The following is a 13,465-nucleotide window of genomic DNA, read 5'->3' as shown; positions in this document are numbered from 1 at the left end:
GGGCCCGCCATGTCCGGTCGGCTCGCGCCCCGAGGGGGCATTTCCGCACTTCTGTCGCCTGGGCGTCCCTCGGTGCCCAGGCCGCCCCGTCCCGCTCCGGCGGCCCACCGCCCGCCGCGTCGGCCGGCGGGACCGCCGGTGGCGGAGGCCGCCCCCGCTCCGCACGACGTCGTGCTGGGCGACTGGCAGCCGCTGTCGCGCGCCCTGTCCACGGCGATGTCCGCGACCACGTTGTCCGGGCTCGTCGCAGCGCTGGACGAGCTGCGCCGCGAGAAGGGCATGTCCTACGCCCGGCTCGGGCGCAAGGCGCACAACGTGCCCGGCATCTCCCGCACCCGCGCGCACACCGTGATCATCGGCAAGCGGGACCTCGACCTGGATCTGCTGCGCGGGTTCCTGGTGGTGTGCGAGGTGTCGTCGGAGGAGCGCCTGCGCTGGCTGGGGGCGTTCGACCGGCTCACCCGCGCGCCCGAGCCGGAGCCGCTGGCGACCCTGCCCGACACCCCGGCCGCGCCTGCTGTCCGCGTGCCGGCCGCGCCGGTCGAGCCTCCTGCGCCGTACCACCACATCGCCTGGCCCAGCCTGGAGAGCGTGCGGCGGGCGCACCCGCGCAAGCCCCGGCGCGCGCCGGACAAGGCGCACCGGCTGCTGCCGTGGCTGCTGGTGCCGGCCGTGGGGGCGCCGCTGTGCGCGATCGTCACGACGCGCCACGCGGTCCCGGTGCCCACGATGCTCGGGTTCCTGGTCATGGTGGCGCTCGGGGTGGCCCTGTGGACCTTCCACCTGCCCGGGATCGACACCGGTCGACGCCGGGAGCGGCCCCACGTGCGGAGGGTGCGGCTGGAAGAGGACGGCAACGTCTTCGGCGTGGACCGGCGGGCCGCACCGCCGGTCATCGGGTTGTAGCCGTGGCCGACTCCTCCGGACCCCGGCGGCCCCGACCGGGCGCGGACGACCTCGGCGCGGAGCGCCCCGCGCCGGGCGTGGGCGACCTGGCGGACCCGCGCGACTTCCTGGCCCTGCTCGACGCCATGCGCAAGAGCAAGCGGCTGTCCTACCGGCAGATCAGCAGGCGGGCGGGCAAGGGCATGTCCAGCAGCACCGCCCAGGCCATGGTCGCCGGGGACGCCCTGCCGCCGCTGGCCAAGCTGCACCTGTTCCTCGCCGGCTGCAACGTGCCGCCCGAGGAACGCCGGCGGTGGATCACCACCTGGCACCGGATCGGCCAGAGCACGTCGGAGGCGGCGGGCACCACGCCCGACGACCCACCGGCCCCCGCACCCCGGGCGATGGTGCCGGAGGTCGTGCCGGCACGCCTGTCCCCCGCACCGCCGGTCCCCCGGTCACCGGACCCGGAACCGGTCGCCGCGCACCCGCGCCGCCGGTACGACCTGGCGCGGGTGCGGTTCGCCCTGCTGGCGCTCACGGCGTTCACGGTCGGGATCGGCGTGCTGACGGCCAGCGCCATCCTGATGTGGCGGAACGGGGTGCCGGTCGAGATCATGTTCGCCGTCTACGGCCTGCTCGCCGTCAGCGTCACCTCGTGGATGCTGGTCGCGCAGCGGTACGTCCCCGACCGCGCGCCGACGCAGAGCGGCCTCGTGCAGGAGGACCCGCGCGTCTTCCTCGACCCGATGCCCCAGGCCGCGAAACCGGTCATCGGCGAATGACCCCCGGCCGGACAACCGGACAACTCCCGACCGGCCGCCACACCCCGACACCCGAGAACGGGAGACCGACCGTGCCCGCACCGCAGACCCCGTTGTTCACCCTCCGGCTCGCGCTGATCCTCCTGCTGGCACTGGCGTGCGGGGGCGTCGCCGGGCTGCTCACCTGGTTGGCCGGCGACAACGTCCCGGCCGCGCTGCTGGCCGGGCTCACCGCCGCCGGGCTGTCCGCGATGGCCTTCCATACCCTGGTCGAGCACCCGGCGGACGACCGGGGCCGGCCCGCGCCCGACTGACCGGCCCCGGCTCTCCCCGAGGTCCGCGCACGCCCGCTCCGCCGGCTTGTTCGAAGGGGTGCAGACCAGCATGGACGACACGTCGCCGAGACCCGCCCGCTCCCGGGGCGGCGCCCCGCCCGCGATCGACGAGGACGCGCTGCGCGGCCGGTACGGGCAGCCGGGCGTCGACCTGGTCGTGCTGCTCGACCGCCTCGCGGCGGAGGGCGGGTTCACCCGCAACGACGCCGCTCGGCAGTGGGCGGACGAGGACCCGGCCGGCGCGCGGCGGCACGGGGTCCTCAAAGCGTCCGGCACCGGCCCGGGGATCATCGAGCGCCGCCGGTTGTCCGAGGCGATGAAGATGTCCAAGGGGCCGGTGCCCGGCGGGCTCGCCGAGGCGTTCCTCGACCTGTGGGCGCGGCGGCACCCGACCGAGGACTTCGCGCCGGTCGCGGCCGAGGTGTCGCGGCTGCGCGGCGAGGTGGCGCAGGCGTGCCGCACCACCACCCGGCCGACGACCGGGGCCCGCACGAGCGCGAAGGCCGCCGAGGTCACCCGGCTCCGTGACGAGCTCCTGCTCGCGCGGCAGGAGCTGGCCGGGGCGCGGCTAGAGTTGGTGGAGGCACAGCAGGAGCTGGTCGAGATGCGACAGGACCTGGTGGAGGCGCGGCGGGGCGAGGACCGGTTCCGGGACCTCTCCTCCGCCCTGTCCCTCGCGCTCCTCGGCCTGCGGGACGCCCACCGCCGCCCGGCTGACGAACCGGTGCCCGAGTCCGCGCCGACCACGGGCGCGGACAACCCCGCTCCGGGCGGGTTCGGCAGCCGTGCCGGACGTCTCGACCCGGAGCCCGTCCAGGACCGGACAACCTCGGACAACTCGGTGAGCAGCGACGACGCCGGCCCGGACGCGGTGGACGACTGGACCCTGCCGCCCTGGGTGCGGCCGGACCGGCCGGCCGGCGGGGCACGGCGGCGATCCGGGTGGCGCAGGGCCGTGCACGCGTTGACCAGGGGCCTGGTCGACTTCGGGGAGAGCCCGGCCGAGGCGCGGGAACGCGAGCTGGTCGCCCGCATCACGCGCCCGTCGGGCGGGTGCCCGGAGATCGCGGTGCTTGGCGTGGACGTCGGTGTCGACACGTCCACCGTCGCCGCCGCCCTGGGTGCCGTGCTGGCCCGCCTGCGCGACGACCCCGCCGTCGGGCACCCCGGCCGGGTGACGGCGGTGGACGTCGGGGGCGAGGCCGGAGCGGTGGCGGACGTGTTGGGCCGTGCGGACTCGCTGGTGCTCGTGTCGACGGCCCCGGTGGACGAAGCGCAGGTCTCGGCGGCGTTGGACTGGTTGCAGGAGCGCGACTACCGGGGCCTGGTGGCCAGTTCGGTGGCAGTGGTGGCCCTGCCTGCGGCCGAGTTCGTGCGGCCGGGGGCGGGCGAGTCGGCGGTGCACCTGGTGCGGCGGTGCCGGGCGGTGGTGCACGTCCCGTTCGACGTGCACCCGGCGGAGACCGGGTGGGACGAGCTGGACCCCGAGACCCGGCCGGCGCTGCTGGAACTCGCCGCCGCCGTGGTCGACGACTTCCCGTCCCCCGGTTCGTTCGCCGACCCCATCGGGTCGGTCACCGGGCCGATCCCCCGGGCCGTGTTCGACGCCATGGCCGCGCCGGCCGGGTCCGAAACCCGGTTCGGGCCCTACAGGGGCACACCGATCCCCTGGCTGGAGAAGGTCGCGATCGCCCGCAGCCTGCTCGCGGCGCGGAGGATGACGCAGGACGAGTTCACGGTGGCACGCGATCTGGCCTACGACTCCGCCGGATTCCCGCACCCCGAGACCGAGCGGGAGTTCCGCGCCGTGATCGACCGCGCCGTCAGCACCCCGGCCGTGCCGGACCCGGTGCCGGCCGAGCGGCTCCCCACCCGCGACCAGGCCGTGCTCGCGCTGGACAGCGCCTGGGCGCAAGGTGCGCTGACGGAGCACGAGTACCACGACAAGCGGTACCGCCTGACGGAACCCGGTCGGCGCACCCCGCAGCAGATCCCGTGCGCGGACGCGATCTACGTGCTGGACGCTCGGCTCGCGCACGGCCTGATCACGCCCCACGAGTACGGCGGGCTCGTGGCGGCCGTGCGGGAACGGCCCGACCTGTACCCGTAGTAACGCGGTGCGCGGGGGTGCAGGCCCCCTCCAGGATGGGAGCCACCCCCACCCCCGGAGGCCGATCGTGTCGTCCGCTCTGCGCGTGGTCCTCCTCGTCGCCGCCGGCCTGCTGGTTGTGGTCGGCGTGGTCGGGCTGGTCACGGACGTCTCGGCGGACATCCCGAGCACGATGGCCTCTACCTACTCCGGTCCGTCCGGCTGCGGCAGCGCGTTTTCCCGGATCGACCGCGGCACCGGCGGGTTGGGCATCCTGTGCGACGACGCGATCGCGGCCCGCCGCGCAGGGTCGATCGCCGCGCTGCTGCTCGGCGTGGTCGGTGCGGTGGTCGTGTTCGCCAAGCGGTCACGCTCGACGGACACGACCGGGGACGCCACGCCGCCTGCCGCCTGACGACCTCGCGCACGGGTGTGCAGCAGTGCCCCAGGCCCGGGTCGAGGCGCGGTGGAGGGGAATCTCCGGGGGTTTTCGCCGGTTGGCGTGGTGCCCTGCCGGTGGCCGAGGTGCGCGCACCACCGCAGTGGTGGGAAGGTGTTGACGGCCGCCGGAATGCAGGATCACCACGCTGGTTCCACCAACCGGGTGGGCACGCCCCTCGGGTGGACCGAAGGGACCACGAGCATCCTCGGGAGCCTCAGTGAGAAGCACCAGAACAGCCCTCGGTGCCCTGCTCATCACCTGGGTCATCGGCCTCTCACCCGCAGCCGCGTCGGCCGCCGCACCGGCACCGACCGACGAGGCCGCGTTCACGCTGTCCAGCACCGCCTTCGCCAACGGCGGCGTCATGCCGAAGGTCCACGAGTGCACCAGCGGCGGCGGCAACGACCCGGCCAAGAAGAACGAGTCGCCGCCCCTGGCCTGGTCGGGCGCACCGGCTGCGGCCCAGAGCTACGCCATCGTGATGCGCGACCTCGACAACGCCAACCTCATCCACTGGGTGATCTACGACATCCCCGTCAGCGCGACCTCCCTGCCCCAGAACGTCCAGCACGTCTACCAGCCGCCGGTGCCGGCGGGGTCCCGGCAGGTCTACTACCGGGGCAGCGCGAGCCTGTACGGCTACCAGGGCCCGTGCTCGCCCTCCACGGTGAACACCTACGAGTTCGTGGTCCACGCGCTGAACCGGGCGTCGTTGACCAACCTGAACTCCAACTCGTCCACGCAGACCGCCGCCAGGGCGATCACCTCGGCGTCGATCGGCTCGGCCAGGATCACCGGGGAGTCGTGACGAACCGTGTGCGCCGCCCGCACGAAGGCGCGGGCGGCGCACACGCCGGCCCTACGGCGTGACCGGGCGGCCGGGCAGCAGGCTCTCGGTCAGGTCACGGGTCGACGCGAGCGCAGACCTGAACTGCCCCACCACCTCGACGGCGAAGTCGCGCCGGGTGGTGCCCAGCGCGCGCAGCGCCGGGCCGTGGTCCCAGCACACCGCCGCCAGCGCGCCGGCCAGCAGCACCCACCAGACCGCGTGCACGGGCCGGGGCAGCTCGCCGCGCAGCCGCAGGCAGTGGAACGGCACGTGGCGGCGCTCGTCGGCCAGGATCCGGCCGGCCACCTCGGACACCAGCGGGTCGCGGGACCCGTCGCGCAACACCCGGTAGTAGCCCAGGGCGACGACCTCCGCGATCAGCAGCACCATCAGTTCCAGCCGCAGCCCCAGCGCCCGCCGCAGCCGCACGAACACCGCGTCGCTCCAGTGGCTGTCGATGGTCCGCGCGCCGGCGGAGCGCAGCAGCAGCGCCAGCAGGCGGGCGTGGTTCTGCTCCTCGGCGACGAACATCCGCACCGCTGCGGCGTAGACGTCGTCACCGGCGCGGGACGCCTTGGCGATCAGGTTCGCCCCGTCGCCGGCTTCCCCGACCTGGAACCGCTGCACGCTGGCCACCACCGCCGGGGGCAAGGCGGTGCCCCGCGCGAAGTCCGGGTCGCCGGTTTCCCGGCGCCGCCGCGCCTCGTCCTCGAAATTGCGCACCCATTCGGTGAACTCGGTCATCTGCGCTCCTCTCGTCACGGTGATGGGACGGGTGGCGCGCGGGCGGCGTTGTCGGCGGCGTGTGGAGATCGGGTGGAGGTTCCGGGGAGGGCTCCGTCGGGCTCGCAGGAGGCGTCCGGAAATGACGAAGGCGAGGAGGTCCACTCCCCGCCACTCCCAACTTATAGCGCAGTGGGGGGCTTGCGGCAAGACCCCGGTGGTGCCGCAGAATCTGCGGCCGTTGCCGGTACCTGCGGAAATCGAGGATTCACCCAGTGCGTTCCTGTGCTCGAAAAGATCGCGCAAACGTCGGCCGGACCGGTCGACGGTGGACGGGGGTCGCGTGGTCGACGTGATCGTGGCCGGTGGCGGCCCGACCGGCACGGTGCTGGCGGCCGAGCTGCGGCTGCACGGCGTGCGGGTGCTGGTGGTGGAGAGGGACCCGGAGCCGACCCGGGTCGTCCGGTCGCGCGGCCTGCACGCGCGCAGCATCGAGATCCTGGACCAGCGCGGGCTGCTGGAGCGGTTCCTCGCCCTGGGCCGCGAGCACCCCCTCGGCGGCTACTTCGCCGGTATCGCCAAGCCGGTCCCGGGCGGGCTGGACACCACCCACCCGTACGTGCTGGCCATCCCGCAGCCGGAGACCGACCGCCTGCTCACCGAGCGCGCCGTCGAGCTGGGCGCCGAGATCCGGCGCGGATGCGAACTGGTCGGGCTGGGCCAGGACGAGCACGGGGTGACCGTCGAACTGGCCGACGGCACCACCGAGCGCGCGCGCTACCTCGTCGGGTGCGACGGCGGCCGGAGCACCGTGCGCAAGCTGCTCGACGTCGGCTTCCCCGGCGAGCCCGGCACGGAGGACACGCTGCTGGGCGAGCTGGAGCTGACCGGGGACCCGACAGAGGTCGCCGCCGTGGTCGCCGAGGTCCGGCGGACCCACGTGCGGTTCGGCGTGACGCCGCTGCCGGACGGCGGGTGCCGCGTGCTCGTGACCGCCGAGGGGGTGGCCGAGGACCGCCGGGCGGTGCCGACCCTGGACGAGGTCCGGCGGCGGCTGCGCGCGGTCGCCGGGACGGACTTCGGCGTGCACTCACCGCGTTGGCTCTCGCGCTTCGGCGACGCCACGCGGCAGGCGGAGCGCTACCGGGTCGGCCGGGTGCTGCTGGCCGGCGACGCCGCGCACGTGCACCCGCCGATCGGTGGCCAGGGGCTCAACCTCGGGCTGCAGGACGCGGTCAACCTCGGCTGGAAGCTGGCGGCCGAGGTCGCCGGCCGGGCCCCGGCCGGGCTGCTGGACAGCTACCAGGCCGAGCGGCACCCGGTGGGCGCGGCGGTGCTGGACAACACCCGCGCGCAGATGCGGTTGACCGCACCGGACGCGGGTTCCCGGGCGGTGCGCCGGCTGCTCGCGGAGCTGATGGACTTCGAGGAGGTCAACCGGCACCTGACCGAGAAGATCACCGCGACCGCAATCCGCTACGACCTCGGCGGCGGGCACGAGCTGGTCGGCCGGCGGCTGCGGGACGTGCGGCTGGGGCGCGGCCGGCTCTACGGGCGGATGCACGCGGGCCGTGGGCTGCTGCTCGACCGGACCGGGCGGTTGTCGGCGGCGGGCTGGGCCGACCGGGTCGACCACGTGATTGACGCCGACGCGGAGCTGGAGGTGCCGGCGGCGCTGCTGCGCCCGGACGGCCACGTGGCGTGGGTCGGCGAGGACCAGCGGGACCTGCTCGACCACCTGCCCCGCTGGTTCGGTGCCGCCGCCTGAACCGCTGCGGGGTGGTCGCACCCGGACGGCCCGCGTCGCAGGCCGGGAAGAGGGGCGGGGGTGGCGGACGGTCTCGACCCCGTCCGCCACCCCCGCGACCGGGGACCCTTACGGGTTCAGCGTCACGCCGTACGCGGACAGCGCTTCCGCGACCGGCTGGTAGTACGAGGTGCCCGAGCCCTTGCCGGAGGTGATGCCCAGGCCCACGCTCCCGGCGAACAGGCACCCGCCGGAGTCGCCCGGGTTTGCCAGCGCGTTGGTCTGGATCAGCTCGCGCACCGCACCCTCGGAGTAGTTCACCGTGACGTTGAGCCGCTGCACCGAACCCGAGGTCAGGCGGGTGGTGCTGCCGCTCTTCTGGATCCGCTGCCCGACCGTCGCCGGCGCGTGGGAGCTGATCTTCTGGCTGGAGCCGTTGTAGAGGCTGACCGCACCCGGGGCGCTGCCGGTGGTGTTGCGGATCAGGCCGTAGTCGTTGGTGGGGAAGCTCGCGCCCTGGGACGGGCCGACGTTCCACTGGGACACCGCGCGCGTGCAGTGCCCGGCGTCGACGATGTAGTTCTGGCCGCCCTTGTTGGTGTTGAAGCCGACCGAGCAGCGGGTGCCGCCGCCGGTGATGGCCTCGCCGTTGAGGATGGCGAGGTGCATCTCGCCGGTGACCCGCTCGACCCGCACGCGGTCGCCGAGCCGGTCGGCGGTGCGCAGCAGCGCGGCGAGGTCGCCGCCGGTCGCGGCGTCGGACACGCTGAGCACGACCTGGTTGGTCTTCGGGTCCAGGCCGACCGAGGTGTGCGTGACCGCCGGCACCGACTCCAGGGTGCTCTGCGCGGACGCGAGCACCTTGGTCGAGTACCGCACGAGCTTGGCCTCGGCGCCCGAGGCGCGGACCTGGTCGGCGGCGGCCCGGTCGAGCACGTTGACCACCGGCTTGCCGTGCAGGTCCAGGTACCCGCCCGCGACGCGGTCGCCGAGCCGGTCGCTGATCCGGCCGAGCGTGCGCACGCTCGCGTCCTGGATGCGCAGGACGGTGGCCGCCTCGGCGGGCGAGAGCCCGTCCCGCGCCGCCATGTCGGCGATCGCGGACTGCGCCACGTCGGTGGCGTAGCCCTCGACACCGGCCGCCGGGGCGGCCGAGAAACCGGCGGCCAGGGCGCCGGCCACGAGGGCGATGGTGGAGCGGGCGACGAGACGCCGCCCCTTGACGATCTTGCGCATACCGGCAACTCACTTTCACAGGGAAGCGCGGGGGGACCGCGCCGATCAGTGGGTTGTGCCGGGCCCGCGCGGGGCGTGCCCGGCACCGGACAATTCCGGCGCATCCCAGCCTGTTCCCGTCCGCCGAAGCCCGGTACCGCCTTTAGCCGCAAAGCGGGCGACTCCATTTCGCGGAAGTCGTCCGGACGGGTCGGAAGAAGTGCTCGTCGTGACCCTGAGCGACCATCGGGGAGAACTGTTAAAATGTAAAGTTTAAACGTTCGGGGGCCAGTTGCCCGAGGTCCACCCGGTGGATGTGCAATGACCCCGGTTCGTGACACCTCGAATGCGGCGGGACATCCGGCGAACTGCGGGTATTCCACCGTCGGGCCGCGCGGAGAATATCCGTGGACCGCTCGGAAAAGCGTCGCAACGGCCATTCCACGGCGAGAGCAGGAGCATGACGGCGGCGGCCGGGGACGGCCGCCGCCGAGGCGGTGGTCAGCAGCAGTGCCGGCCGCGCCAGGTCTCGCGGCCTTCCTTGACCGCGACGGCGGCGATGGCGAGGGCGGCGACGGGGTCGACCCAGGACCAGCCGAGCAGGGAGTTGAGCACCAGGCCCACCAGGAGCACTCCGGACAGGTAGGTGCACAGCAGGGTCTGCTTGGAGTCGGCCACCGCGCCGGCCGAGCCCAGTTCACGTCCGGCGCGGCGCTGCGCGACCGACAGGAACGGCATGACCACCAGCGACACCGCCGCCAAGGCGATGCCGACTCCGGAGTGCTCGGCTTCGACGGCACCGAACAGGGCGCGCGCGGACTCGACGGTGACGTAGGCGGCCAGCGCGAAGAACGACACCGCGATCACCTTCAGCGCCGTCTGCTCGCGGGCCTGCGGGTCGGTGCCGGAGAACTGCCAGGCCACGGTGGCGGCCGAGGCGACCTCGATGATCGAGTCGAGGCCGAAGCCGATCAGCGCGGTGGAGGAGGCGACCGTCCCGGCGGTGACCGCCACGACCGCCTCGACCACGTTGTAGGTGATCGTCGCGGCGACCAGCAGCCGCACCCGCCGGATCAGCACCGCCCGCCGCTGCGGGTCCGACCTCGTGTCCCCGGTGGTCGTGGGTGCGCAGCAGCCGTCCTCCGCCGCTGTCGCCCCGGAGGTGCCGATGCGGTCGTTGTCGGTGCTCATCCGCCCGCCTCCGCCGTGGTCGCGGCGCCCGGCCGCTGGTCGTCGTTGAGGCACGGTTCGGCGGTGTCCACGGCGAGGACGAGCTTGACCAGCTCGCCCAGCGCCCGCGCGAGGTGGGCGTCGGCTAGGGCGTAGCGGACCTGGCGGCCCTCGTAGGTGGCGACCACGAGGCCGCAGCCGCGCAGGCACGCCAGGTGGTTGGACACGGTGGAGCGGGTCAGGCCCAGGTGGTCGGCGATCCGGGCGGGGTAGCTGACGCCGTCCAGCAGGCCGATCAGGATGCGGCAGCGGGTGGGGTCGGCCAGCGCCTTGCCCAACCGGGCGAGTGCGTCCTCCCGCGTCTCACGCTTCACCATGCCCGCAACAATACAGCGAAGGCTGTACTGAATGGCGTGTGGCCACCTCACCGCGCACCCGTGGCCGCACGCCCGGATCCCGGGTTCGCCGAAACCGATCACGGGCGGCGGAGGGCCTGCTAGGGTCTCCCCCGTGACTGCCGGGTCGGCCTTGGGCCACTACCGAGACGGGCACCCGGCTCAGGTTTGAGCACCGGGCGGGCCAGGGGCCCGCCGATCCCTCCGGACACCGCGCCGAGCACGCGGACGACGTTCGTCACAGTCGATCCGGAGGGAAAAGCACTTATGGCAGTTGATTTCAACCAGCAGGTCGTGGACGAGTTCCGGGCCAACCGGGGCAAGGTGGGCGGGTACTTCGAGAACGCCCGGCTGATCCTGCTGACCACCACCGGGGCGCGCAGCGGCCGGCCGCACACGAACCCGTTGGGCTACCTGCCCGACGGCGACCGCATCCTGGTCATCGGGTCGGCCGGCGGGTCGGACAAGCACCCCGACTGGTACCACAACCTGGTCGCCGACCCCGTCGCCACGGTCGAGGACGGCGTGTTCACCTACCAGGCCAAGGCCACCGTCCTGACCGGCGAGGAGCGGGACCGGCTGTTCGCGCGCGCGGTCGAGTCCGACCCGGGCTGGGGCGAGTACCAGGCCAAGACGCGGCGGGTGATCCCCGTGGTGGCGCTGGAGCAGACCGTCCCCGGGCCGCCGGACGTGAAGAGCATGGGCGAGGGGCTGCGCGTCGTGCACGACGCGTTCCGCCGCGAGCTGGCGACCATCCGCGCCGAGGTCGCGGCGGCCGGTCCCCGGCTGGGCGCGCAGCTGCGGGTGAACTGCCTGACCTTCTGCCAGGGCCTGGAGTTCCACCACCGCGTCGAGGACGGCGGGATGTTCCCGGCGCTGGGCGAGCGGTACCCGGAGATCGCCGACGTGCTCGGCCGGCTCGGCGCCCAGCACGAGCGGGTCGCGGAGCTGCTCGCGCAGCTGCGGGAGGTCGTCGGCGGCGACGGGGACGGCCTGCTGGAGCGGGTCGACGGGCTCATCGCCGAGCTGGAGGAGCACCTGACCTACGAGGAGGAGCAGCTGATCCCGCTGTTGGACGGCTGACCTCGCGGTTAGAGTGCGACCCTTCGCCTTGGGGGGTCGGTTGTCCGGGAACGCGGTGGTCGAGCTGGACCTGTCCGACGACGACGTCGCGCGCGCCGTGCACCGGGTCGGCCTGCGGGCCTACGCGGTGGAGGCGGCGTTGCTCGGGTCGACCGCGATCCCGGCGCTGTCCGAGACGTGGCAGGAGATGCGTGCCCGGCCGCTGCGGTGGCTGGGCACGCACGTCGCCGGCGTGCCGGTCGCGTTCGCGGCGTGGTCGAGGGTGGACGGGGTGCTCGACATCGCGCGGCTGTGCGTCGACCCGGCCCACTTCCGGCGCGGCCTGGGCCGGGCGCTGGTGTCGGCGGTGCTGGCCGGGGGCGGTCCGGCGACGGTGTCCACAGGCGCGGCGAACGCGCCCGCGATCGCCCTGTACGAAGGGGCGGGCTTCCGGCGGGTGGGCACGGTCGAGGTGGCTCCCGGCCTGCTGCTCGCGGAGTTCGCCCGGCCGGCGACCGGCGCGCACCCCGAGGTCGAGAAGCGCGGCCGATCAAGGACGGGAACTGTCCGGGAAGGTCTCTAGCCTGGGTCCGTGACCGAGATCCGACCGAGCGACACCCCCGCAGCCCGACCGCCACTGCGCCGCAGCGGGCCGGTGAACGTCGTCGCGCGCAGGATGGCCCGGCACGCGCTGACCGTGCCGGGCACCACGCCCGCCGAGGTGGTGCGCGCGATGTGCGGTGCGCACGCCCAGGTGATGTCGGCGGCGGAGCTGTCCATCGGGCTGCGCATCCCGGGGATCACCCGCGAGCAGGTCCGCGACGCGCTGTGGGTGGACCGGTCGCTGGTCAAGACCCGGGGCCCGCGCGGGACCGTGCACCTGCTGCCCACCGAGGACCTGCCGATGTGGCTGGGTGCCCAGGAACCGCTGCTCGACCGGACGCCGCTGTTGACCGACGCGCAGGTGGACGAGGTGGTGGCGGCGATCGCGGACGCGCTGCGCGACACCGAGCTGACCGCCGACGAGCTGACCGGCGAGGTGGTGGCGCGGACCGGGCCGTGGGCGGGCGAACGGGTGATGGAGGCGTTCCAGGACAGGTGGCCGAGGTGGATGGCCGCGATGGTCCCGGCGACCTATCGGGGCGCGATGTGCTTCGCGCCGAACAAGGGCCGTAAGACCGCCTACACCAGTCCGCAGCGGTGGCTGCCCGGTCTCGTCCCGGACCCGGACGGCGCGGTGCGGCTGCTGCACCGCTACCTGCACTCCTACGGTCCGGCCACGCCCGCGCACTTCGCGCGGTGGCTGAGCGCGCCGCAGCGGTGGGTGAACGACGTGTTCGCGCGCGCCGACGTGGAAGAGGTGCCGGGCGGGTTCGTGGTGCGCGGCGACGTGGAGTGGCCCGACGAGCCGGTGCGCGGTGTGCTGCTGCTGCCCTACTTCGACGCGTTCGTCGTGGGCAGCCACCCCCGGGAGGACCTGTTCCCGGGGCGCGCGGGGCAGCGGGCGCTCAATCGCGGGCAGGCCGGGAACCACCCGGTGCTGCTGGTCGACGGCGTGGTCGCCGGGGTGTGGCACCAGAAGCGCTCCGGCCGGCGGATCACCGTGACGGTGGAGGCGCTGGGCGACCTCACCGCCGTGCAGCGGCGCGGGCTGGACGCGGCGGTGGAGCGGATCGGCGAGTTCCTGGAGGGTCGGCCGGAGCTGGTGCTCGGCCCGGTGACGGCGGGCCCGCACGCGTAACCCGTGCGGGTGATCATGGCCGGCGAGCCTTTGTTCTAGTGCTGGAACTTTGTTCTAGTGCTAGAGTA

14 protein-coding genes are annotated in these 13,465 nt (G+C 74.1%); 10 read left to right on the top strand and 4 right to left on the bottom strand.

The features are described 5' to 3' along the window. Positions 1-138: 138 nt before the first annotated feature. The 6 genes from AB0I60_RS22325 to AB0I60_RS22300 all read left to right on the top strand — a co-directional run bounded on the left by AB0I60_RS22325 (position 139) and on the right by AB0I60_RS22300 (position 5,323). Positions 139-906 carry a helix-turn-helix transcriptional regulator gene (locus AB0I60_RS22325; protein WP_360732575.1) on the top strand — a complete coding sequence of 256 codons (768 nt, stop codon included), beginning with the start codon at positions 139-141 and terminating at the stop codon, positions 904-906. A gap of 2 nt (positions 907-908) precedes the next feature. Next, on the top strand, positions 909-1,670 hold the full coding sequence (locus AB0I60_RS22320) for a helix-turn-helix transcriptional regulator (protein ID WP_360732573.1): 762 nt from the start codon (positions 909-911) through the stop codon (positions 1,668-1,670). Positions 1,671-1,741: 71 nt separating this feature from the next. Continuing rightward, on the top strand, positions 1,742-1,963 hold the full coding sequence (locus AB0I60_RS22315; RefSeq protein WP_360732571.1) for a hypothetical protein: 222 nt from the start codon (positions 1,742-1,744) through the stop codon (positions 1,961-1,963). Between the two features lie 70 nt (positions 1,964-2,033). Continuing rightward, positions 2,034-4,094 carry a hypothetical protein gene (locus AB0I60_RS22310; RefSeq protein WP_360732570.1) on the top strand — a complete coding sequence of 687 codons (2,061 nt, stop codon included), beginning with the start codon at positions 2,034-2,036 and terminating at the stop codon, positions 4,092-4,094. Positions 4,095-4,179: 85 nt separating this feature from the next. Next, positions 4,180-4,488: a hypothetical protein gene (locus AB0I60_RS22305; RefSeq protein ID WP_360732568.1), complete on the top strand. Its 309-nt coding sequence runs from the start codon at positions 4,180-4,182 to the stop codon at positions 4,486-4,488. Between the two features lie 244 nt (positions 4,489-4,732). Further along, positions 4,733-5,323, top strand: a complete 591-nt coding sequence (locus tag AB0I60_RS22300; protein WP_360732566.1) for a YbhB/YbcL family Raf kinase inhibitor-like protein — start codon at positions 4,733-4,735, stop codon at positions 5,321-5,323. Between the two features lie 51 nt (positions 5,324-5,374). Here AB0I60_RS22300 and AB0I60_RS22295 read toward each other — a convergent pair whose 3' ends face one another. Continuing rightward, entirely contained in the window at positions 5,375-6,088 is a 714-nt protein-coding gene (locus tag AB0I60_RS22295; RefSeq protein WP_360732565.1) for a ferritin-like domain-containing protein, read from the bottom strand. Between the two features lie 322 nt (positions 6,089-6,410). On the opposite strand from AB0I60_RS22295, the gene rox reads away from it, so the two are divergent. After that, positions 6,411-7,835: a rifampin monooxygenase gene (rox, locus tag AB0I60_RS22290; RefSeq protein WP_360732563.1), complete on the top strand. Its 1,425-nt coding sequence runs from the start codon at positions 6,411-6,413 to the stop codon at positions 7,833-7,835. Between the two features lie 108 nt (positions 7,836-7,943). Here rox and AB0I60_RS22285 read toward each other — a convergent pair whose 3' ends face one another. From AB0I60_RS22285 to AB0I60_RS22275, 3 genes are all read right to left on the bottom strand, one after another. After that, positions 7,944-9,050: a S1 family peptidase gene (locus tag AB0I60_RS22285; RefSeq protein WP_360732561.1), complete on the bottom strand. Its 1,107-nt coding sequence runs from the start codon at positions 9,048-9,050 to the stop codon at positions 7,944-7,946. 480 nt (positions 9,051-9,530) lie between these two features. Further along, the gene (locus AB0I60_RS22280) at positions 9,531-10,220 is read right to left on the bottom strand and encodes a cation transporter (protein WP_360732559.1); all 690 of its coding nucleotides are present in this window, start codon (positions 10,218-10,220) and stop codon (positions 9,531-9,533) included. Further along, the gene (locus AB0I60_RS22275; protein ID WP_360732558.1) at positions 10,217-10,576 is read right to left on the bottom strand and encodes a metalloregulator ArsR/SmtB family transcription factor; all 360 of its coding nucleotides are present in this window, start codon (positions 10,574-10,576) and stop codon (positions 10,217-10,219) included. The genes AB0I60_RS22280 and AB0I60_RS22275 overlap by 4 nt, the downstream gene beginning before the upstream one ends. A 285-nt stretch (positions 10,577-10,861) precedes the next feature. On the opposite strand from AB0I60_RS22275, the gene AB0I60_RS22270 reads away from it, so the two are divergent. From AB0I60_RS22270 to AB0I60_RS22260, 3 genes are read left to right on the top strand one after another with little or no spacing between them, the layout of a single operon-like run. Continuing rightward, positions 10,862-11,677, top strand: coding sequence for a nitroreductase/quinone reductase family protein (locus tag AB0I60_RS22270; protein ID WP_360732556.1), 816 nt, complete (start codon positions 10,862-10,864; stop codon positions 11,675-11,677). A 40-nt stretch (positions 11,678-11,717) separates the two neighbouring features. Continuing rightward, the gene (locus AB0I60_RS22265; protein ID WP_360732554.1) at positions 11,718-12,239 is read left to right on the top strand and encodes a GNAT family N-acetyltransferase; all 522 of its coding nucleotides are present in this window, start codon (positions 11,718-11,720) and stop codon (positions 12,237-12,239) included. Between the two features lie 9 nt (positions 12,240-12,248). Further along, a complete protein-coding gene (locus tag AB0I60_RS22260; RefSeq protein ID WP_360732552.1) occupies positions 12,249-13,397 on the top strand; it encodes a winged helix DNA-binding domain-containing protein in 1,149 nt (382 codons plus the stop codon). Positions 13,398-13,465: the final 68 nt, after the last annotated feature.

The organism is Actinosynnema sp. NPDC050436 (assembly GCF_040655415.1).
Classification (GTDB): Bacteria; Actinomycetota; Actinomycetes; order Mycobacteriales; family Pseudonocardiaceae; genus Actinosynnema.
This window is presented reverse-complemented; position numbering and strand designations above follow the sequence as displayed.